Below are 20,284 nucleotides of genomic sequence, written 5' to 3' on the forward strand. Positions count from 1 at the left end.
GCCAGGCGTTCAGCCTGTCATACCGGCTGAACCGTTAAACTGCTGTTTTCCTATCTTTTTTGACCGGCTTGATGCATTATCGGGACATCCGGAGCAACCTGGGTTTCTCAATGGACCGCAGTAGTATCATCAAGGTCATCGCCCTTATGGTGACCGCATTTGGGATCGGGATTGATTTTACCGGCGCGCTGATGCTGATCCCGGCCATCGAAAACAGCTTTGATGCCGACATCACAAGCACCCAGTGGGTGCTCAATATCTACGCTCTGTTTTTCGCCATGACCATGGTCGCCGGCGGGCGGCTCGGCGACATGTACGGGCACCGAAAGATCATGATCATCGGTCTTTCAATCTTTCTGTTTTCTTCCATCCTATGCTTTGTCGCCCCCGGTCTGGACTACCTGATCGGAGCACGGGCCCTGCAAGGCATCGGAGCCGGATGTATCTGGCCCTGCACGCTGGCCTTCGGCGCCACCAAAGTGTCAAAGCCCGAACATCGGGCCCTGGTTATGGGGCTGATCCTTGCAGGTGTAACCAGCGGCAATGTCTTCGGCCCAATGATCAGCGGCTTTGCCGTCAACCTTGGTGACTGGCGATTGTTCTTTCTGGCCAACGTCGTGTTTTCTTGCATTTCGATGGCGACAGCCCTGTTCTTGATGGAACGTGAGACCAAACACAAACAAGGCGAACACATCGATTTTGCCGGGATGGGCATCCTGTCGTTCGCGGTCTTGCTGCTGCTGTACGCCCTGGATGTCGGTGCGGATTGGGGCTGGACTTCGGTTCCGCTGCTTCTTCTGTTCTTTGTCAGCGCAGTCCTGTTCCTGTTGTTCCCACGTGTCGAAAAACGCGTAAAGGAACCTTTGCTGCTGCCTCAGTTGATGCAGAATCGAGAGTTTTTGATCACGCTGGGCCTGAATATGTTCAATGTGTCTGCGGCCTTTGTGGGTTTGCTGTATTTCCCGCAATACATGCAGAAAGTTCTGGGCTGGAGCGTGTTTCAATCGGCGCTCGGGCTGGCGCCTCTGACTGTGTTGCTTGCCGTCGGATCCATTGTTTCGGGAACGCTGTACAACGATTTCGGACCAAAACGGCTGATGTTCTGGGGCTACCTGATCGCGACAATTGGCACAGTAACTGTTGTCGTCTTGCCGCAGGGTCTTGGCTATTTCCAAATTCTGCCAGGCATGGCCTTCATCGGATTGGGGGCGACGCTGACTGTCGGGCCGTCGGGAACGGCGGCAGTCTGCGCGGTAAAGCCCGAACGGGCGGGTCTCGTCGGCGGGCTGAGCTTCATGACCCACCTGGTCTACGGGGCCATTGCCGTCGCCTGCGCCACGGCAATCATGTATGTCACAAGCCTTGCCAGCCTGCGCGACAAACTGACAGCGGCCGGTGTCACACTGTCTGATGCTGAACTTCAGGCAATCAATGGCGGAACGCTGACCACCAAATCCGCACAGGCAGTCATGCAGAAGCTCGGCGAAAGTGAAGTTGCGACGGTCAAAACCGCAATAGCCGGAGCATTCGATACCGGCATGAACATGGCGTTTGTCTTTGCGGCGATTTCCGTGTCCGTCGGGATCGTACTTGCGCTGATGCTGGATGAAAGCAAGCTGCACAAAATCGAAAGCTGATCGCGACCGATCAAAGATATGTTCCCGAAATTGGGGCAGCCGCAATCGGCGGCCCGATTTGTATGTTACTGCGAAGGCCCGTTGGGGTTGAAGGCCGACAGGCCTTTCAGGATATCGATGGCATAGGCCAACTGATAGTCCTTTTCCCGCAACTCGGCAGTCCCTTCGGCACGGGCCCGGTCTTCTTCAATCTGGCGAATTTCATCCTCGCTCAGACTGTCGTTGTTCAGGCTGCCACGCAGGTCGGCCTCGGAGCGAGTGCGTGCATTGCCCTCTTCCTCTTCAGGTTCTGGGGCTGGGCGCGGTTGCTCGACGATAATGTCGGGGCTGACGCCAAGCGCCTGAATCGAGCGGCCCGAAGGCGTATAATAGCGTGAAGTGGTCAGACGCATTGCACCGTCGCCGCGCAATGGCATGACCGTCTGGACCGAACCTTTGCCAAAGCTTTTGGTACCAACAATGATCGCACGGCGATGATCCTGAAGCGCCCCTGCCACAATTTCCGAAGCCGAGGCTGACCCGCCGTTGATCAGAACCACGATCGGCTTGCCTTCGGTCAGATCGCCAGCAGTTGCATTGAACCTTTCGCCTTCGCCCGGATCGCGGCCGCGGGTCGAAACGATTTCCCCTTCATTCAAAAAGGCGTCCGACACCTTGATCGCCTGTGTCAGCAAGCCGCCCGGATTGTTCCGCAAATCCAGCACTACGCCATTGACCTTATCGATCCCGCCGGCTTCTTCGATCTGCTCTTTCAAACCGGCTTCCAGATTGGGGTAGGTCTGATCATTGAATGTGGTCACACGCAGAACGACGCTGGTGCCTTCAGTCCGTGCACGTACGGCGGTCAACTTGATGGTGTCGCGGATAATGGTGACGTCAAACGGTTCCTGCTCGCCTTCGCGCACCACCGTGATCACGATTTCCGAGCCGACCGGCCCGCGCATCAGATCCACCGCTTTGTCCAGCGTCAGGCCCAGAATGCTTTCACCATCAACGTGGGTGATGAAATCACCGGCTTCGATCCCCGCCTCGTCTGCGGGGGTATCATCAATGGGTGAGACGACTTTGACGAAGCCTTCTTCTTGTGTGACCTCAATCCCCAGCCCGCCGAATTCACCGCGTGTCTGCACGCGCATCTGTTCGGCGTCGTCAGGCGACAGGTAGCTGGAATGCGGATCCAGTGAGGTCAGCATTCCGTCAATGGCTGCCTCGATCAGCTCCTCCGGCTCGACTTCTTCGACATATTGGGCGCGGATACGTTCGAAAATGTCCCCGAACAGATCCAGTTGCTCATACACGCTGGCCTTGCTTTCGGCCTCTTGCGCCAGCAAAGGTCCGGCAATCTGAGTGGTTGCGATAATGCCTGCCACAGTTCCGGCCAGACCGGCCATCACAAATCTCTTCATGTTTGTTTATCCATCCTTTTGGGTCCGAAACCACGATTCCGGGTCCACCGGGCTATTATCCTGTCTTACCTCTATATAGAGCGTTTCTGACCGGTCAGTTCCAGTGCCATCACTTGTAGTTGACAAAATAGCGCCGATTTCCGGCGTTTCACCAGGCATTAACCCAACCGGCGTTCCTTCGGTGATCACTTCTCCGGGTGTACCGAAGACCTCTTGCAACCCGGAAAAGACAAAAAGCAATCCGGGCTGGGGTTCCAGGATCATCAGGTTGCCAAGGTCCAGCAGCGGCCCGCGATACCGGATCGTCGCTGCGGTGGGTGTCGTGACCAGCGCGCGCGGGCGGGTGCCCAGCACGATACCGGGTCGTTTCACCCCGGCGGCGTCCGTTTCCCCTGAACTGTGCAGCAGAACACCCTGAACGGGCAAAGCAAGGTTTCCTTTTCTGTTCGAAATATCGGCGTCGGTTTCGGCAATACCGCCTTCTGATATTTCGGCCAGACCGCTGGCAAACCCATCCAGTGTTTCCGTCGAGGAGATCAGGATCGCCGTGCTGATAGGGTCTTCCACAAACCGGCGCGGCAGGTCCGTTCGATCGGCAATGGCCTCGCTAAGCTTGGTGCGCGCATTCTGTACTCCGGTCAGACCCTTGGTCAGGGTTTCGGCGGCGTTTTGCTGCAGCTGGCGTAGTGTCCGGACCTCGTGCAAGTCCTGAGCAAGCGCCTGTGCACGTGCATTCAGGCCGGGCGTGACTTCGGCCAGCATCATGCCGGTACGGGCGGCCCCCAAAGGACCGGACGGATGCAGGATCAGAACGGGCGGCGTCGTCGTTTCGATGGTTTGCAACACGCCTAGCAACTGCGCGATTTCTTTTTCCCGCGCGCGCAGTTCTTCTGTCAGCTGCACCTCTCGGGTGGCGGCCTTTCGCAAGCCGTCGCGCATGGCGCTTAGCCCGGCTTCATAAGCCTGCACCGTTTCGGTCAGGGCGCGCACCCGATCCCGGGCGCTGTCGGCTTCGGCCAGCGCAATCGAGGCCTCTTCCAGCATTTGCGCTGCCTCCAGCGCAGCTGCCGACGGGTCCGTCTGGGCGCAAACAGGCGAGGCCAGCAAGACCGAAAGAAGCGCGGCCCGCACTGTCATGACAGAAGGCTCTGGCCGGTCATTTCCGCAGGTTGATCCAGCCCCATCAGCGCTAAAAGCGTTGGCGCCAGGTCCGACAACCGGCCATCGCGCATTTTGGCACCTGCGGGTCCACCGACCAGCGCTACAGGCACCCGGTTCAATGTATGAGCGGTATGCGGTCCACCGGTTTCAGGGTCGACCATGACTTCGCAATTCCCGTGATCGGCTGTCACGATCATGGCTCCGCCTGCTTTGTCCAGCGCGGCAACCACCTGCGCCAGACCTTGATCAACGGCTTCGCAGGCCTTGATCGCGGCGTTCAGATCGCCTGTGTGCCCGACCATATCCGGGTTGGCGTAATTGGTGACGATCAGATCGTACCCGGCTTCGATGGCCTCGACGAATTTGGCCGTGACCTCGGCTGACGACATCTCGGGCTGAAGATCATAGGTTGCCACCTTGGGCGATTTCGGCATGAAACGGTCTTCGCCAACCTCGGGCGTTTCCTTGCCGCCGTTCAGAAAGAACGTAACATGAGGATATTTTTCGGTTTCCGCCAAGCGGAACTGCCGCAACCCCTGTTTGGCAACCCATTCCCCAAGCGTGTTGACGATGGCGCGTTTCGGGAAAACGGTGGTCATGTAGGCGTTGTGCCCGTCGGAGTATTCAACCATTCCCAGCAAAGCTGACAGGGCCGGGCGCGGTCCGGTGTCGAAATCGTCGAATCCCGGCTCGCCAATGGCGCGCAGTATTTCCCGCGCACGGTCGGCGCGGAAATTCAGACAGAAAATACCATCGCCATCGTGGACACCTGTGTAGCCTCTAAGAACCGTGGGTGTGATGAATTCATCCGTTTCGGATTGATTATACGCATGGTCCACAGCGCCATGCGCCGTGGCTGCAGTGCGCCCCTGCCCCTTGACTATCGCCTCATAGGCTTCTGCAACGCGTTCCCAGCGATTGTCGCGGTCCATGGCATAATACCGTCCGCTGACAGTCACGATCCGTGCGCCATCTGGCAGGCGCTCCTGCAGTTCGGCCAAGAACCCAAATGCGGATTTTGGTGCAACGTCCCGTCCGTCTGTGATGGCGTGCAAGGCGACAGGTACACCTACGTCTGTCACGGCCTTGGCCGCGGCAACGATATGATCAACATGGCCATGTACCCCGCCATCCGAAGCGATACCCATCAAGTGCGCCGTTCCGCCCGAGGCCTTTACCTTACCGATGAAGGCCTGAAGGGCATTGTTTTCAAAAAAACTGCCGTCTTCGATCGACAGATCAATCTGCCCCAGATCCATGGCAACCACTCGCCCGGCCCCAATGTTCGTGTGCCCGACCTCAGAATTTCCCATCTGCCCGCTGGGCAGACCCACATCCGGCCCATGTGTAATCAACGTCGCATGGGGACCGCGTTCCATGATCGCGTCAAAGGTCGGCGTTTTCGCCAGATAAGGCGCGTTGGCCTGCGTGTCTTCGGACAATCCCCAGCCATCTAGGATGCACAGGACAACGGGTTTGGGGGCGGCCATGAAGTTTCTCCGGAAAACTGCTTTGACAGTCTTCTACCCGCTGCCCATCCTGGCGTGAACCGTCTTTGCGGTGTGTGAAGCAGAATTAATCGGTCCCCTCGTCACTTTGGCGCGAAACCCGCGTTTTCAGTCCTTCAGATAATCCTGGTAAGGATGTGCCTTGCGGTTGCGGTATTTGACCGTCAGTTCCAGCGGAGTGTCGTTTTCGTCGTAAATACCGATCATGATCCCTGTGCCCCCGCTTCGGCTGCGCATTCCGATCAACTGCTCTTCAGACCGGGTTGTGCGCTGTGACGGGCGACGCGCCCAGGCAAACAGGTGATCATACATCTGGGCGATGACGTCCGTGTGGTCCGCACTGTCACCCAAGTCGTCCAGTTCGTCGGGATCGTTTTCAAGATCGAACAGGATCGGCCTGTGCCCGCCTTCGCAATGGACAAGTTTCCATTTCTCGTTGGCGACCATGAACATCACGGCATCGCGTACAGACGCATTCAGTTTTTGCGCAATGGGAGAAGCGGAGTAGTCGTATTCGCAGACTGCGACACTGCGGGGCGTTTTGTCGGCTTGCCCGCGAAGGATAGGCAGCAGGGAATGCCCTTCCAGGATATGCCCAGCCTTTTCGCCGCCCGCCACCTCAAGAAAGGTCGGGGCCAGATCAATCGCCTCGACCAGCGCGTCGCATGTGGTGCCTCGCGTGGCGTCCGCCTGAGAGGAAGGGTCGTAGATGATCAGGGGCATCTTTGTCGAGGCGTCATGGAAGAAGGTCTTTTCCCCCATCCAGTGATCGCCCAGAAAATCCCCATGGTCCGAGGTCAGCACGATCATCGTGTCGTCCATCCGCCCGGTTTCCTCCATCCAGTCGAACAACCGTCCCATCTGGTCATCCGCCTGTTTGATCAGCCCCATATAGGCCGGGATCACGGCATCGCGGACCTCCTGACGCGAGAAGGCCTGCCCGACTTTCGTGTCCATAAAGGCCCGGAGCACTGGATGCGCATTTTCGCGCTCGGCCTCGGACCGGACCACAGGCAGCACATGTTCGGGTCCATACATCGAGGCATAAGGCTCCGGCACTACGTAAGGCCAGTGCGGCTTGATGTAGCTGAGGTGACAGCACCACGGCCCGTCATGACTTTCCATGAACTCAATGCCACGGGTGGTCAGGTATGGCGTTTCACTGTCTTCTTCCGCGATATTTGCCGGCTCGGATGAGTTTTTAAGGAACCAACCTGACAATACGTTGCCGTCGGCATCCAGGCCGGAATTGGCAAAGTCATGCCAGGGATTGTCGCTGTCGTATCCTTTGTCCCGGAGATATTGATTGTATTTCTTTGCCCCGTCCGGATCATAGAACCCGTCCGGTCCTTCAGCGCGCAACCCGTCATCGCGTTCGAAGACGTCAAATCCGCATTCCGCGACGCGAGCGCCAATGACGCTGTCGGGTTCCAGTCCCAGGCGCGCCATCCCTTCGGCATCGGCAGCCATATGTGTCTTGCCGACCAGCCAGCACCCCATCCCCGCTTTGCGCAGGTGATCGCCCAATGTGATTTCACCAACTTTCAGGGGAATGTTGTTCCATGAGGCACCATGGGAATGCACATAGCGCCCGGTATAGGTCGACATGCGCGAACTTCCGCAGATCGGGGACTGAATATAGGCGCGATCAAACCGGACACCGCGTGCGGCCAGTTTGTCGATATTCGGGGTATGCAGGTGTGGATGTCCGTAACAGCTGAGGTAATCCCAGCGCAGCTGATCGAACATGATGAACAAGATATTTTTGGCTTCGGCCAATGCAATGCCCCCCTTTGATCCGGGACCTGCTTAGCTATTTCCTGCCCAAGAGCGAAGTCCAAACTTCAATCAGGCTTGCCGTTCCATCTGTTCGAGCATTTTTTTGGCGCGTTTGCACTGCAACTGGTCCCGCAGCGGGCTGTTGGGGTCGACGTCTTTTTTGCACACAACGCATTTGTCCGCGCCCGAGATTGCATTCAGGCCGCCGCAGCTGCCTTTGATCGTCTTGCCCATCAGCATGACGCCAAGCGACATCCCGACCATGATGATCAACAGTAATACGAAGGCCAGAATAAATGTGCTCATCTCAGGTCCTGCCTGTCAGTTGGTGCCCAAAGCGTCTTTGAACGCGGTACTGTGAACAGTAATAAAGGCATCTTCGCCGCCTGTCACATCCCGAGAGATGAAGAACACGGCAAGTTTATGCTTTTCGGCCAGTTCCAGCCCCTTCTCCTGCCCCAGCGCCAGCATTGCCGTCGCCCACGCATCCGCCATCATCGCATTTTCGGCCAGTACGGTGACCGAGGTGGTGCGATGTGTGATCGGTCGTCCGGTCGTGGGATCGATGATATGGGAATATCGCACACCGTCCTGTTCGAAGAAGTTCTTGTAATCGCCCGAGGTCGCCATGCCCAGATCGTTCAGTGATACGATCAGTTGCAGGTTTTGCCCGCCCGCTTCGGGTTTTTCGACCCCGATGCGCCAGACCTCACCCTTGTCATTTTCGCCTTTGGTTACAAGATCGCCACCGATCTCGACCATGTAGTTCTCGATCCCCGCTTCGCTTAGGGTTTCGGCCACCGCGTCGATCCCATAGCCTTTGGCGATAGCCGACAGGTTGATGCCCACTGCCGGATCGGATTTGGCCAGCGTTCCGGCGTCACGGTCCAAGGTCAGCAGCCGGGATTGCCCGACACCTTCCAGAGCGGCTTGAATCTCAGCATCCGACGGCACCGGGTCCTCGGGCTTGCGCGGGCCAAACCCCCACAATTCGATCAGCGGGCCCAGAGTCACGTCAAATGTTCCGCCGGATCTTTCATGCACATCGTCAGCGGCGGTCAAAACCAGAGCGAACTCGTCCGAGACCGGAACGGGCGAAGTGTCGGTCGAAGCTGAAAATGTCGAAACCTCTGAGTTGGGATCCCAGTTGGACATCTTGGCGTTCACTGCGGCCAGTGTTTCCTGCACGGCTGCGGCCAGTGCTTCCTCATCCACATCTTCGCCAATGGCGGTGATGTTGAATGTTGTTCCCATGGTTTCGCCCGACAGACGGACCACTTCGGGTTCCTTGTCAAACAAACAGCCGGAAACAAACAGAACTAAAGCCAGAACAGGCAGATGGCGCATCGGGGAACTCCCTGGAAAACCTAGCCGGGCATATGCCAGCGCCCCATTACAGAGTCAAATCGACATCAAAGTTTCATCGGCAGAAAACCCAGCACCAGCAATCCGACCCCGGCAGGTACACCAAACAGCCAGGCCCGTTTCTGCCACCCCACCTGCTGCTGTTTCCATGTCATTCGAAAATTGTGACCACACACCACGACGGCGAAAAAGATCAGCGCAGCCAGCGGCGGTGTCAGATAAAGGTCTGTCAACGGATCGGGATTCCTTGTTTGTCAGCAATTTTCCGGGATCAGGGCATTTGCACCCTATACAGGTCGGTTCGCTGCGGTAAGGTGAAAAGACAGCCATCTCGGATAAAAGAGGAGATTGCCCATGGCCCCAAGCTCTTATCAGCCCCCCACACGCGGCGACAAATCTGGTTCTGCGACCTATAGCCAGTCAGCAGATTCGAACCTGTCGCATACGCAAACGACCGTGGCCAAGCTGCTTGAGGGTAAAGGTGATGCGGTGTTTGCGGTGCGTCCCGCCGATACGATTCATTCGGTAGTGGAACTGCTGAAGGAAAAAAGAATCGGCGCGGTGGTCGTGACCGATCAGAACGGAACCCTGCAAGGCATTCTGTCAGAACGCGATATCGTACGGCGCATGGCGGATACCCCCGGTCAGACTCTGCCGCAGTCGGTCGAAGATCTAATGACCAAGAACGTCAAGACCTGTTCGCCCGAAGACCTGCTGAACGATGTTCTGAAGACAATGACCGATGGACGTTTCCGCCACATGCCGGTTCTGAGTGATGGCCACCTGCGCGGTGTCATCACGATTGGCGACGTTGTTCACTTCCGTCTCAAGGAACTGGAATACGAAGCGCTGCGCATGAAGCAGATGATCGTCGGTTGACCAAGTGACTTTCCGGGTTGCGGGCCGCATTTTCACTGGCCCGCGTCCCGAGTTGCGCAGATCAGGTCGAAACAAAGCGAACGCCGCCTCTGTAAATTTCAGCTGCTGTCAGGCGGTTCGTTGCAAATGCCCCGGTATCGACCGAGACAACGCCATTGTTGACCCTTGGGCGGTCTATGATTGTGTGTCCGTGCACAACCCATTGGCCATCTGCCCTGCGTCGTCTTGGAAACATCGGGTGCCCCCACAAACAGACCTGTCGCTGCTGGTCATCCACCGTTAGGTCGGGATCCAGCGCGGCATGGACGACAGTTACGTTTCCGCTTGACCAGATTAGTGGTCTGTCCCGTAGCCATGACAGCAGGCCCGCGCCCATGACCTGCTTCAACTTGCCAGCAACCGCTTCGGCAATTTCATTTGTTGGGTGAAGGTCAAATTCGGTAATCCCGAATGAAGCCAGTGTCTGGAATCCGCCATTCCGGAACCAATGATGTGCATAGCGTCCGGGCTCGTCCAGAAATCGCAGCAGCATGTCTTCATGATTGCCCATGAGGCACACGACTGGCCTGTTTGCTGCTGTGTCGAAGTGCTGCAGATGTCGCAGGACCTGTGCACTGTAGTCACCCCGGTCAATGTAGTCCCCGACAAAGATCAAAGGGCAGTCGTCCTCAACCCTCATCAGCAGGGCCTGAAGCAGGTCCAGCCGACCATGAATGTCGCCAATTACGACAAACCGTTCATCGGGAGCGATTCCGGGAACGGATGTTTCCCGATCGGGCCGTGCCCGGCCAATAAACCCTTTGATCCAGCTCGTAACCATGTTCTACGTTCCCTAACCCGACCCGTTGGCAACGACAATCCCGGGCCGCCCGCTCAGTACTTGACCGTCGGTGCCGGGCGTTTGATATGACAAGCTAAAGTTAGATCTGGGCCTGGCAGGTTCAAAGACGATCTTATCGCAGGCGGCCATGTAGTTTGAAAGGTTTTTGGGGATTTAATGAAACGAGTTTTGGTAACGGGAACTGCCGGGTTTATCGGATTTCATCTGGCAAAACTCCTCTTGGCCGAAGGGTTCCAAGTGCATGGCTATGACGGCATGACCGACTATTATGACGTGGCGCTTAAACAGCGTCGCCATCAGATGTTGCTGCAAACGCCGGGCTTTTCGGTCACCGAAGACATGCTGGAAAACCACGAGCGACTGATGCAGGTCGCAGACGACTTCAAACCCGAGGTCATCATCCACCTGGCTGGCCAGGCCGGCGTGCGCTACAGCCTTGAAGCGCCACGCAGCTATGTTGAATCCAACATCGTCGGGACATTCAATGTGATGGAGGTTGCCCGGATCCATCAGGTAGAGCACCTTCTAATGGCTTCGACGTCTTCAGTCTACGGAGCGAATGAAGACATGCCGTTCCGGGAAACCGACAAGGCCGACGGGCAACTGACCATCTATTCCGCGACCAAGAAGGCCAATGAATCGATGGGTCATTCCTATGCCCATCTGTGGGGCCTGCCGACCACGATGTTCCGGTTCTTTACAGTTTACGGCACGTGGGGCCGCCCTGATCTGGCTTACTTCAAGTTCACCGATGCCATTCTGAACGACCGTCCCATCGACATTTACAACAACGGCGACATGTATCGCGACTTCACCTATGTCGAGGATCTGGTACGGGGCATTCGCCTGCTGATAGATGCCGCCCCTGTGCGGCCTGACAGCAAAGATGAGATCGCCGAGGGAGACAGCCTGTCACCGGTTGCGCCCTTCCGTGTCGTCAACATCGGCAACTCGGACAAAGTCCGTCTGATGGATTTCATCGAAGCTATCGAGGACGCGTTGGGTAAGAAAGCGATCCGGAACTACATGCCGATGCAAATGGGAGATGTTCCGGCGACCTGGGCCGACACCAGTTTGTTGCAAAACCTGACCGGTTACAAACCCCAGACCGATATTCGTACCGGTCTGGCCAAATTCGTTGAATGGTATCGGCAGTACTATAAAATTCCCGCCGACTGAAAATGCGGGACAAAAAAACCGGCGCTAATTGCGCCGGTTTCTTCTTAACCGCCGAAGTCGTCCAGCATGATGTCTTCGCGGTCAACTCCGAGATCCAGCAGCATGTTGATGACGGACTGGTTCATGATTGGCGGACCGCACATGTAGAACTCGCAGTCTTCCGGTGCCGGGTGGTTCTTGAGGTATTCCTCGAACAGGACGTTGTGGATGAAGCCGGTGTAGCCTTTCCAATCGTCCTCGGGCTGCGCATCCGAAAGGGCCACATGCCATTCGAAATTGTCGAACTCCTCGGCCAATTGGTCGAAATCCTCGACAAAGAACATCTCTTTCTTGGAACGCGCACCGTACCAGAAGGTGATCTTGCGGTTGCGATTCTCAAGGCGCTTGAGCTGATCGAAGATATGGCTGCGCATAGGCGCCATACCAGCGCCACCGCCGATGAAGACCATCTCTTTCTCGGTTTCGCGGGCGAAGAATTCACCAAACGGACCCGAGATCGTGACCTTGTCACCCGGCTTCAGGTTGAAGATGTAAGACGACATCTGACCCGGTGGGATACCGTCGGACCCCGGAGGCGGTGAAGCGACACGGACGTTCAGCATGATCATGCCTTTTTCGTCCGGATAGTTGGCCATAGAATAGGCGCGCTCGATCGGTTCGTTCACGACGGATTTGTACTGCCACAGATTGAACTTGTCCCAATCTTCGCGGTACTCGTCCTGCACGTCGAAATCGGTATAGGCCAGTTGGTGCGCGGGGGCCTCGATCTGGATGTAGCCGCCAGCACGGAAATTGACGTCCTCGCCTTCCGGCAGATCCAGTGTCAGCGCTTTGATAAAGGTGGCGACGTTGTCATTCGAACGAACGGTGCATTCCCACTTCTTGACGCCAAAGACCTCTTCCGGAACTTCGATGTCCATGTCCTGCTTGACCGCGACCTGACAGGACAGCCGGTCACCACAAGCAGCTTCACGCTTGGTGATATGGCTTTCTTCAGTCGGCAGGATCGAACCACCACCCGAATGCACCCGCACACGGCATTGCGCGCAGGTTCCGCCACCACCACAGGCGGAAGGAACGAACAATTTCTCGGCCGCAAGCGTCTGCAGCAGTTTGCCGCCCGCCGGAACCGAGATGGTTTTCTCGCCATTGATGGTGATGTTGACGTTGCCGGTGGACACCAACCGCGAGCGTGCCGCCATAATGATGGCGACAAGCGCCAGAACGATCATCGTGAAAAGGATTACGCCTAGGCTAAAAGTTTCCATTGCGCCCTCCTTACAGTTTCACGCCAGAGAAGGACATGAAGGCCATCGCCATCAGTCCCGCGGTGATGAAGGTGATGCCCAACCCCTGCAGACCGTCCGGAATATCCGAATATTTGAGCTTTTCACGAACGCCTGCCATCGCTGTGATCGCCAGCGCCCAACCAAAGCCGGAAGACAGACCATAGGTGGCGGCCTCAGCAAAGTTATAGTCACGCTCGACCATGAACAGCGAGCCACCGAGGATGGCGCAGTTCACTGTAATCAGCGGCAGGAAGATCCCCAGCGCGTTGTAAAGCGGTGGGAAGTACTTATCCAGGATCATCTCGAGGATCTGAACCATCGCCGCAATCACGCCGATGTACGAGATCAGCCCAAGGAAGGTCAGGTCTACATCCGGGAACCCGGCCCAGGCCAAGGCGCCCGGCTTCAACAGATAGCTGAGCAACAGATTGTTTGTCGGCACGGTGATCGCCTGAACGACCATCACCGAAATACCCAGACCCAGCGCGGTCGAAATCTTCTTGGAAACGGCTATGAAAGTACACATGCCGAGAAAGAAGCTGAGCGCGAGGTTTTCAACAAAGATGGCCTTTACGGCCAGAGAGATAAGCCCTTCCATCAGTGCGCCTCTACCTGCTGGATTTTGTATTCACGTTCTTCGACCTGGTTCGGCTTCCACGTGCGGAAGGCCCAGATGATCAGACCGATGATAAAGAACGCGGACGGCGGCAGCAGCAGCATGCCGTTGGGCACATACCAGCCGCCATTGTTGACGGTCTCCAGAATGGTGACTCCGAAGAGCGACCCGTTCCCGAACAGTTCGCGGATGAAACCAACCAGCAGCAGGATCAGACCATAGCCCATTCCGTTGCCCATGCCGTCGATGAAGGACGCGACAGGCGGGTTTTTCATAGCGAACGCCTCGGCGCGGCCCATCACGATACAGTTGGTGATGATCAGACCGACGAAGACCGAAAGCGTTTTTGAAATCTCGAAGGCATAGGCCTTGAGAACCTGATCCACCAGGATCACCAGCGAGGCGATGATCACCATCTGGACGATGATCCGGATCGAGCCCGGGATCTGGTTACGCAGGCACGAGATAAAGAAGGACGAGAACGAGGTCACGAACGTCACCGCCAGCGCCATCACGAAGGATACCTGCAGCGAAGAGGTCACCGCCAGCGCCGAACAGATGCCAAGCACCTGCAGGGTAATCGGGTTGTTGTCGACAAGCGGGTCGACCAGCATCTCTTTCTTGGTCTGAGACATCAGAACTCTCCTGCTTGCAGTTTGGCCAGGAACGGAGCGTAACCCGCATCGCCCATCCAGAATCTTACCAGGTTATCGACGCCAACAGAGGTCAGCGTGGCACCGGCCAGCGCGTCGACATAAAAGTCCGGCCCGGCGGCAGGCTGAGATTTGGCGACTGTGATTTGCAGATCGCCCGCGTCATCGCGAAGTTTCTTGCCATTCCACAGCGCTTTCCAACGCGGGTTGTCCACTTCGGCACCAAGGCCCGGAGTTTCGCCGTGCTGATAGAACTGCAGGCCGAAAATATCGTTGCCGTTGTTTTCCAGCGCGATAAAGCCATAGAGCGTGGACCACAGGCCATAGCCGTGCAGCGGCAGGATGACCTTATCCAGTTCACCAGCATCATCCCGCAGCAGGTAGATCACTCGGTACTTGGACTTGCGGCCAATTCCCGCTGGGTCATCATCAAGTGCGACACTCAGTTCGGGATCGCTGGCAGCAGCGATGTCGTCAAAGGTCGCTGGGTCAAACTGGTCATCGACGAATTCGCCGGTGGCCAGTTCCAGAACGTGCGGCTCAAACGCAGCGAAGGCCTCGGTCACGTTGATGCCGGGTTCGTAAACACCTGCCACCTGAAGAACGTTGACCTGCTTGTCCTTCAGTTTGTTCGCTTCCTGTGCCGGACGCAGACTGACGGCTGCAGCGGAAACGACCATCGAAGCTACCAGACAAACGGCGACGGCAACAAAGATCGTCTTGCCAACCGAGTCCGGCGAGGCCGCCAGGAACCGGGCAATTGCCCCCTTGGGTTCTTGGGGTTGCGTATCAGACATGGCGACGCGCCCTCCGTTTGATGTTGGCCTGAACGACGAAGTGATCGATCAGCGGTGCAAAGACGTTACCGAACAGGATGGCCAGCATCATGCCTTCCGGGAAAGCGGGGTTCACTACACGGATCAAAACAACCATGACACCGATCAGCGCACCGTAGATATAGCGGCCCAGATTGGTGTGGCTTGCCGAAACGGGTTCGGTCACCATGAACGCCAGGCCAAACGCGTATCCGCCCAGCACAACATGCCAGTACCAAGGCATCGCGAACATCGGGTTGGTGTCAGAACCGATCAAGTTCAACAGCCATGTAAACGCAATCGTCCCGGCCAAACAGCCCACGATCAGGCGATAATTGGCTATTTTGGTCATCAGCAGGAAGGCGAGGCCGATGATACAGGCCAACGTCGATGTTTCGCCAAAGCTGCCCTGGATGGTTCCGAAAAACGCGCTGGACCAGGTGATGCCCTCAGCCGCAAGGGCCTGAACGCCCTCAGCCGCTGTTACCCCCAACGCTGTTGCGCCCGAAAAGCCGTCGACCGGCGTCCACACTGCATCGCCCGACATCTGCGCCGGATAGGCGAAGTACAGGAAAGCACGGCCCACAAGCGCAGGGTTGAGGAAGTTCTTGCCAGTGCCGCCAAAAACCTCTTTGCCGATAACGACACCGAAGATGATGCCCAAAGCCACCTGCCACAGGGGCGTAGTTGCCGGCATGATCAACGTGTAAAGCATTGAAGTGACAAGAAAACCTTCGTTCACCTCGTGGCCGCGCACTGTGGCAAAGATGACCTCGAAGATACCGCCTGCGACAAGTGTGACGATGTAGATCGGCAGGAAGTAAAGCAATCCGTGCATCACGTTGGCAAACAGGCTGGACGGGTCCAGTGAAATGCCAAACATCTGCAACAGGGCGATCCGCCAGCCCGTGGCTGAGTCCGGCCCAAGGGCCGCAATCGCGGAATTGGCCTGATAGCCCGTATTCCACATGCCCCACAGGATACAGGGGATCGTCGCGATCACGACATAAGTCATGATCCGCTTCATATCCACATAAGACCGCGCGTGGGGGGCGACGGAGGTGACTGTTTTCGGAGTGTAGATGAAGCTTTCGACCATCTCGTAGATGGGGAAAAGCTTCTCGTACTTGCCGCCCTTGGTAAAGTTCGGCTCGATCCGGTCAAAGAAGTTGCGCAAACCCATTCGGATCAGCCCTCCTTTTCAATCTTGGTCAGGCAGTCGCGCAGCGCCAGCCCATATTCATATTTCGCCGGACAGGCAAAGCCGACAAGGCCAAGGTCCTCTTCGTCCAGCTCCAGCGCACCCAGCGCCTGTGCGGTGTCAGTATCCATCACCAGCAAAGCACGCAACAATTGGGTTGGCAGGTAATCCTGCGGCATCAACTCTTCGAACGTGCCGGTAGGAACCATGGCCCGGCGACCGCCGTTCAGGTTCGACGTCAGCGCGTACAGCTTTTTGGCAAAGGCCGAGCCCAACACAGGCTGAACCGCGAATTTCGAGGGCATCGGTCGGATCCAGCCCATCGGGATCTGGTCCGCGTCTTCGCGAATGATTGTAATCTGACGCGCAAAGCGGCCCAGATAGGCGGTCGGACCCTCGGCGTGCTGACCGGACAGGATCGACCCGGAAATGATCCGGGCGCTGCCGTCAACATTGACCTCGTCACGGGTCAGATCATCGGTCGATGCGCCCATGACCGTGCGGATCAGGCGCGGTTGACGTGCCCCGGGACCTGACAGCGCAATTACAATATTCGGGTCCAAATGGCCGGTCTGCATCAGACGGCCAATGGCGATCACATCCTGATAGCCGATCGTCCAGACACGCTTGTCCCCTGCCAGCGGCTCGAGGAAATGGATATGCGTTCCGGCCAGGCCTGCGGGGTGCGGTCCGGAAAAACCCGCCGCTTCAACCCCGGGCAATTCGGTGCCGGGCAAGGTGTCACCATCCTTGTGGCACAGATAGGTTTTGCCGTCCGTCAGGTGTGAAATCGCGCCGAGCCCGGCGGCAAAGGCATCACCGGCATCGGCGATGATCAGTGCTGCATCCGCTGCCAGCGGATCACTGTCCATTGCGGTTACGAAAATCGCTGCGGGTCTGGTGCCCGGTTCAGGCATCTTCGAATACGGGCGGGTTCGGAATGCGGTCCAAAGACCTGCGGCGCAAAGCTTTGCCGCAACACCTTCGGCGCTGTCCGTGTTACCCGTGCCCGAGAAATCGATGCCGGTGTCGTTGACATCCGAAACCTCAATCACGACGCTTTGGAGCACGCGCCGGGCGCCGCGATTGATGGCAATGACCTTACCGCTGAGCGGTGCGACCATCATCGCATCAGGCGCATCCTTATGGCAAAACAGCGGCGCGCCGCGCTGTACTACTTCACCTTCCTGAACCAGCATCTTGGGCTTCAGCCCCACAAAGTCCCTGCCCAGAACGGCAACCGTCGAAAACTCGGGCCCCGGCTGAATCTTCTGTTCGGGCGCTCCCGCTATCGGCAGATCCAACCCTTTTTTAAGTTTGAAAGTTTGCATGTTGCTACGTTCTTCCAAGCCTCTTATTTGCGCCCGCTATCACCGACCTTAATCAGGTTGGCACAGGATAGCGCGGATATTCATACGATTATTGTCGCAAAAGCGCCAGAAACCGGTTGAATTCCGTAAGCATAACTTCGGTCCCGGTCCCTTTACGCGGGGAATACCACAAACGCAAACCTGTTACCGCCTAAATTAAAGTTCTCAGGTCACAATACCGAAACAAACCTGTGTTTTTTCGGAACAAGTCCAAAAAATAGGATATCGCCCTGCCCGTTCTTCCGGTGTAAGCAGCCGATATGAACACTTCCGACGATCTGGACATCTTTCTGGTTGCCACTCCGGGCCTTGAAGCGCCGCTTTGCGCCGAGGCGCTGGAACAGGGATTCACAGACGCGCGCAAAGTGCCGGGCGGCGTCAGCTGCCGGGGCAACTGGGCCGAGGTATGGCGCGCCAATCTTGTCCTTCGAGGCGCCAATAAAGTTCTGGTGCGGATCGGCAGCTTCCCGGCCATCCACCTGGCGCAGCTCGACAAACGGGCCCGCAAATTTCCCTGGGCTGACGTCCTGCTGCCCGATCTCCCCGTCCGGGTTGAAGCTACCAGCCGAAAGTCACGCATTTATCATGCCGGAGCGGCCCGACAGCGCATCGAAAGAGCGATCTCGGAAACTCTTGGGGCTCCGATCTCCTCGGACGCGGACATACGTGTGTTACTGCGGATCGAAAGGGACATTTGCACAATCTCGATCGACAGTTCAGGCGATCCGCTGCACAAGCGCGGCCACAAACCAGCGATTGCAAAGGCCCCCATGCGGGAAACCATGGCGGCCATGTTCCTGCGGGAATGCGGATTTGACGGGACGGAGCCCGTTTTGGACCCGATGTGCGGCTCAGGCACTTTTGTCATCGAAGCGGCCGAAGTAGCCTTAGGTCTGGCACCGGGGCGGTCGCGGCACTTTGCCTTTGAAAAGCTTGCAACTTTCCGCACCGACGAATGGGAAAAACTGCGCCAGCCCGCTCCTCCTCACGATTCCGTTCCGACGTTCCACGGATCTGATCGAAACGCTGGGGCGGTAGAGGCTGCATCCACCAACGCATCACGCGCTGGCGTCGCGCAGATTACGCGGTTTCAGCACCGCGCAATCAGCGACATCAAAGCACATGAAGGACCGTCGGGATTGGTCATAGTCAATCCGCCCTATGGCGGCAGGATCGGCGATGAAAAGCGGTTGCGGTCCCTTTATGGCAGCATGGGAAAAGTGCTGATGTCACGATTTGCCGGCTGGAGAGTCGGCATTGCAACCAGCAGCCAGTCGCTGGCCCGCGCAACCCGGCTGCCGCTGTTGCCACCGGGACCCATAGTGGACCATGGCGGAACAAAGATTCGCCTGTATCGCACGGATCCACTGACCTGATGCTATCTGTCCGACAGGTGAATTGTTCAGACGAAGTTTTTTACCGGTTTTTTCGAGTATTTTTCCGAACGACCACCTTAGAATCCCTCTTGCGCATCCAGTTCACCGGGTATAGATCACCCGCCACGGTCGGAGTGTAGCTCAGCCTGGTAGAGCACTGTCTTCGGGAGGCAGGGGTCGGAGGTTCGAATCCTCTCACTCCGACCAATAAATCCAGGTACTTAGTCGGTTTTGTCATTACCCTTGTTAAGGCTCGGTCCGGATTTGATCCGGATTATGCGGCTTTTGAGGCGGGTTTCGGTGAGTCCAGCCCCCTCAGAAATCGAAAGGCCGCTGACTGGGCTGGCACCCGCGTCAACGGCCAAATCGAAAAGTTTGCACAGAATGGATACCAGATCGCGGGCGTGATCGCAATCGCGGGAGGGGCCGATGTCTGAGCTTCTGCCCTTCTGCAAGATCAAGCTGCAATACTTGCTGGAGATGGTCACCGACCACGAACTGGACGACAACGCCCTGCGCGTGGCGCTCTATCTGGCACTGGCACATGCCAATCATGAGACCGGCGAGAGCCGCCCGTCTTTCGAGACCATCGGCGCGGCAATCGGCAAGCACGCCAAGTCGGTCAAGCGAGCGCTGAACAAAGTCGAGGCGGCGGGTTACATGACCATCGAGCGCGGGACCAACAAGGGGAACGCGTCCCGTTATCGCCCGACCGACGCGGCTCTGAAACGAGCCACGGATCGCCGCCGGGAGCGGGACAAGGTTGTCCCGCTTAGCCGCACCAAAGGGGGACAATCCTGTCCACAAAGCGGGACAGACCTGTCCGGGAAAGGGGGACAGGATCGCCCCCCGAACAGAGAACAAGAACTTAGAATAGAACGAGGGCACGCGTCCGCGCCGGATTTGCTCGATGAAGGGCAATCCGGCGGAACACGCTCAAAACGAGCCCCGGATGGCCAGCACCTGGTCTTCGTCTCGAGGGGCATCTGCTTTGTCCGGGACTGGAACGACAGGCTGGCCAGGGAGGGTATGACCACGCTGGAACGCAGCCTTCCCCTGTCCCCGCATGAACATCACCTGGGATTCTGGCTTCCAGCGAGAACACCGGCCCCGTTGGGCAGCGCTGAGTGGCAGGACCAGCTCCAATTGCTCAGAGATTTGATCCGCGAGACGTCAGAAAACGCGGAGCACCGCCATGCGGTCTGAGCA

General features: G+C 57.3%; 19 protein-coding genes and 1 tRNA gene. 6 read left to right on the forward strand and 14 right to left on the reverse strand.

The annotated features are described in order from the left end of the window. The first annotated feature begins 110 nt into the window (after positions 1-110). Positions 111-1,637, forward strand: a complete 1,527-nt coding sequence (locus AC2FIR_RS10770) for an MFS transporter (protein WP_480491868.1) — start codon at positions 111-113, stop codon at positions 1,635-1,637. A gap of 65 nt (positions 1,638-1,702) precedes the next feature. On the opposite strand, the gene AC2FIR_RS10775 is transcribed toward AC2FIR_RS10770, so the two are convergent. The 7 genes from AC2FIR_RS10775 to AC2FIR_RS10805 all read right to left on the reverse strand — a co-directional run bounded on the left by AC2FIR_RS10775 (position 1,703) and on the right by AC2FIR_RS10805 (position 9,089). Next, entirely contained in the window at positions 1,703-3,043 is a 1,341-nt protein-coding gene (locus AC2FIR_RS10775; RefSeq protein ID WP_496762329.1) for a S41 family peptidase, read from the reverse strand. Between the two features lie 6 nt (positions 3,044-3,049). Continuing rightward, the gene (locus tag AC2FIR_RS10780; protein ID WP_480813236.1) at positions 3,050-4,180 is read right to left on the reverse strand and encodes a murein hydrolase activator EnvC family protein; all 1,131 of its coding nucleotides are present in this window, start codon (positions 4,178-4,180) and stop codon (positions 3,050-3,052) included. Beyond that, positions 4,177-5,694: a 2,3-bisphosphoglycerate-independent phosphoglycerate mutase gene (gpmI, locus tag AC2FIR_RS10785; protein ID WP_496745421.1), complete on the reverse strand. Its 1,518-nt coding sequence runs from the start codon at positions 5,692-5,694 to the stop codon at positions 4,177-4,179. Before gpmI ends, AC2FIR_RS10780 begins: the two co-directional genes overlap by 4 nt. A 126-nt stretch (positions 5,695-5,820) precedes the next feature. Then, entirely contained in the window at positions 5,821-7,491 is a 1,671-nt protein-coding gene (locus tag AC2FIR_RS10790; RefSeq protein WP_496762333.1) for a sulfatase-like hydrolase/transferase, read from the reverse strand. 69 nt (positions 7,492-7,560) lie between these two features. Further along, positions 7,561-7,797 (reverse strand): (Na+)-NQR maturation NqrM, encoded by a 237-nt coding sequence (gene nqrM / locus AC2FIR_RS10795; RefSeq protein ID WP_170614086.1) that lies wholly within the window; start codon positions 7,795-7,797, stop codon positions 7,561-7,563. 15 nt (positions 7,798-7,812) lie between these two features. Then, entirely contained in the window at positions 7,813-8,838 is a 1,026-nt protein-coding gene (locus AC2FIR_RS10800) for an FAD:protein FMN transferase (RefSeq protein WP_480491876.1), read from the reverse strand. 65 nt (positions 8,839-8,903) lie between these two features. Continuing rightward, a complete protein-coding gene (locus tag AC2FIR_RS10805; protein ID WP_496745424.1) occupies positions 8,904-9,089 on the reverse strand; it encodes a hypothetical protein in 186 nt (61 codons plus the stop codon). Positions 9,090-9,210: 121 nt separating this feature from the next. On the opposite strand from AC2FIR_RS10805, the gene AC2FIR_RS10810 reads away from it, so the two are divergent. Then, a complete protein-coding gene (locus AC2FIR_RS10810; protein WP_480813239.1) occupies positions 9,211-9,735 on the forward strand; it encodes a CBS domain-containing protein in 525 nt (174 codons plus the stop codon). A 61-nt stretch (positions 9,736-9,796) separates the two neighbouring features. Here the strand turns inward: AC2FIR_RS10810 and AC2FIR_RS10815 are convergent, their stop codons facing one another. After that, entirely contained in the window at positions 9,797-10,555 is a 759-nt protein-coding gene (locus AC2FIR_RS10815; RefSeq protein ID WP_480909399.1) for a metallophosphoesterase family protein, read from the reverse strand. A 177-nt stretch (positions 10,556-10,732) separates the two neighbouring features. Here AC2FIR_RS10815 and AC2FIR_RS10820 point away from each other — a divergent pair, with 177 nt between their 5' ends. Then, on the forward strand, positions 10,733-11,755 hold the full coding sequence (locus AC2FIR_RS10820) for a GDP-mannose 4,6-dehydratase (protein ID WP_480913157.1): 1,023 nt from the start codon (positions 10,733-10,735) through the stop codon (positions 11,753-11,755). 44 nt (positions 11,756-11,799) lie between these two features. Here the strand turns inward: AC2FIR_RS10820 and nqrF are convergent, their stop codons facing one another. From nqrF to AC2FIR_RS10850, 6 genes are read right to left on the reverse strand one after another with little or no spacing between them, the layout of a single operon-like run. Beyond that, positions 11,800-13,023 carry an NADH:ubiquinone reductase (Na(+)-transporting) subunit F gene (gene nqrF, locus AC2FIR_RS10825; RefSeq protein ID WP_170808102.1) on the reverse strand — a complete coding sequence of 408 codons (1,224 nt, stop codon included), beginning with the start codon at positions 13,021-13,023 and terminating at the stop codon, positions 11,800-11,802. A gap of 10 nt (positions 13,024-13,033) precedes the next feature. Beyond that, entirely contained in the window at positions 13,034-13,642 is a 609-nt protein-coding gene (gene nqrE / locus AC2FIR_RS10830; RefSeq protein WP_170614093.1) for an NADH:ubiquinone reductase (Na(+)-transporting) subunit E, read from the reverse strand. Beyond that, positions 13,642-14,295, reverse strand: coding sequence for an NADH:ubiquinone reductase (Na(+)-transporting) subunit D (locus AC2FIR_RS10835; protein ID WP_170614094.1), 654 nt, complete (start codon positions 14,293-14,295; stop codon positions 13,642-13,644). Before AC2FIR_RS10835 ends, nqrE begins: the two co-directional genes overlap by 1 nt. Continuing rightward, positions 14,295-15,110, reverse strand: a complete 816-nt coding sequence (locus AC2FIR_RS10840) for a Na(+)-translocating NADH-quinone reductase subunit C (RefSeq protein WP_496745427.1) — start codon at positions 15,108-15,110, stop codon at positions 14,295-14,297. The genes AC2FIR_RS10835 and AC2FIR_RS10840 overlap by 1 nt, the downstream gene beginning before the upstream one ends. Further along, entirely contained in the window at positions 15,103-16,311 is a 1,209-nt protein-coding gene (locus AC2FIR_RS10845; protein WP_170678860.1) for an NADH:ubiquinone reductase (Na(+)-transporting) subunit B, read from the reverse strand. The genes AC2FIR_RS10840 and AC2FIR_RS10845 overlap by 8 nt, the downstream gene beginning before the upstream one ends. Before the next feature lie 5 nt (positions 16,312-16,316). Next, positions 16,317-17,660, reverse strand: coding sequence for a Na(+)-translocating NADH-quinone reductase subunit A (locus AC2FIR_RS10850; protein WP_480909405.1), 1,344 nt, complete (start codon positions 17,658-17,660; stop codon positions 16,317-16,319). Positions 17,661-17,959: 299 nt separating this feature from the next. On the opposite strand from AC2FIR_RS10850, the gene AC2FIR_RS10855 reads away from it, so the two are divergent. The 3 genes from AC2FIR_RS10855 (at position 17,960) to AC2FIR_RS10865 (ending at position 20,281) form a co-directional block, all read left to right on the forward strand. Continuing rightward, the gene (locus AC2FIR_RS10855) at positions 17,960-19,075 is read left to right on the forward strand and encodes a THUMP domain-containing class I SAM-dependent RNA methyltransferase (RefSeq protein WP_496762338.1); all 1,116 of its coding nucleotides are present in this window, start codon (positions 17,960-17,962) and stop codon (positions 19,073-19,075) included. Positions 19,076-19,205: 130 nt separating this feature from the next. Continuing rightward, positions 19,206-19,282 (forward strand) — tRNA-Pro (locus AC2FIR_RS10860). 222 nt (positions 19,283-19,504) lie between these two features. After that, positions 19,505-20,281 carry a helix-turn-helix domain-containing protein gene (locus AC2FIR_RS10865; protein WP_496762342.1) on the forward strand — a complete coding sequence of 259 codons (777 nt, stop codon included), beginning with the start codon at positions 19,505-19,507 and terminating at the stop codon, positions 20,279-20,281. Positions 20,282-20,284: the final 3 nt, after the last annotated feature.

The sequence above is a fragment of the Ruegeria sp. CDSB136 genome (assembly GCF_059610965.1).

What these genes read in the sequence shown, in the direction of transcription:
- AC2FIR_RS10770 (WP_480491868.1), top strand. Translation starts at nt 111, where the DNA reads ATGGACCGCAGTAGTATCATCAAGGTCATCGCCCTTATGGTGACCGCA.
- AC2FIR_RS10775 (WP_496762329.1), bottom strand. Translation starts at nt 3,043, where the DNA reads ATGAAGAGATTTGTGATGGCCGGTCTGGCCGGAACTGTGGCAGGCATT.
- AC2FIR_RS10780 (WP_480813236.1), bottom strand. Translation starts at nt 4,180, where the DNA reads ATGACAGTGCGGGCCGCGCTTCTTTCGGTCTTGCTGGCCTCGCCTGTT.
- gpmI (WP_496745421.1), bottom strand. Translation starts at nt 5,694, where the DNA reads ATGGCCGCCCCCAAACCCGTTGTCCTGTGCATCCTAGATGGCTGGGGA.
- nqrM (WP_170614086.1), bottom strand. Translation starts at nt 7,797, where the DNA reads ATGAGCACATTTATTCTGGCCTTCGTATTACTGTTGATCATCATGGTC.
- AC2FIR_RS10800 (WP_480491876.1), bottom strand. Translation starts at nt 8,838, where the DNA reads ATGCGCCATCTGCCTGTTCTGGCTTTAGTTCTGTTTGTTTCCGGCTGT.
- AC2FIR_RS10810 (WP_480813239.1), top strand. Translation starts at nt 9,211, where the DNA reads ATGGCCCCAAGCTCTTATCAGCCCCCCACACGCGGCGACAAATCTGGT.
- AC2FIR_RS10815 (WP_480909399.1), bottom strand. Translation starts at nt 10,555, where the DNA reads ATGGTTACGAGCTGGATCAAAGGGTTTATTGGCCGGGCACGGCCCGAT.
- AC2FIR_RS10820 (WP_480913157.1), top strand. Translation starts at nt 10,733, where the DNA reads ATGAAACGAGTTTTGGTAACGGGAACTGCCGGGTTTATCGGATTTCAT.
- nqrF (WP_170808102.1), bottom strand. Translation starts at nt 13,023, where the DNA reads ATGGAAACTTTTAGCCTAGGCGTAATCCTTTTCACGATGATCGTTCTG.
- nqrE (WP_170614093.1), bottom strand. Translation starts at nt 13,642, where the DNA reads ATGGAAGGGCTTATCTCTCTGGCCGTAAAGGCCATCTTTGTTGAAAAC.
- AC2FIR_RS10835 (WP_170614094.1), bottom strand. Translation starts at nt 14,295, where the DNA reads ATGTCTCAGACCAAGAAAGAGATGCTGGTCGACCCGCTTGTCGACAAC.
- AC2FIR_RS10840 (WP_496745427.1), bottom strand. Translation starts at nt 15,110, where the DNA reads ATGTCTGATACGCAACCCCAAGAACCCAAGGGGGCAATTGCCCGGTTC.
- AC2FIR_RS10845 (WP_170678860.1), bottom strand. Translation starts at nt 16,311, where the DNA reads ATGGGTTTGCGCAACTTCTTTGACCGGATCGAGCCGAACTTTACCAAG.
- AC2FIR_RS10850 (WP_480909405.1), bottom strand. Translation starts at nt 17,660, where the DNA reads ATGCAAACTTTCAAACTTAAAAAAGGGTTGGATCTGCCGATAGCGGGA.
- AC2FIR_RS10855 (WP_496762338.1), top strand. Translation starts at nt 17,960, where the DNA reads ATGAACACTTCCGACGATCTGGACATCTTTCTGGTTGCCACTCCGGGC.
- AC2FIR_RS10865 (WP_496762342.1), top strand. Translation starts at nt 19,505, where the DNA reads ATGTCTGAGCTTCTGCCCTTCTGCAAGATCAAGCTGCAATACTTGCTG.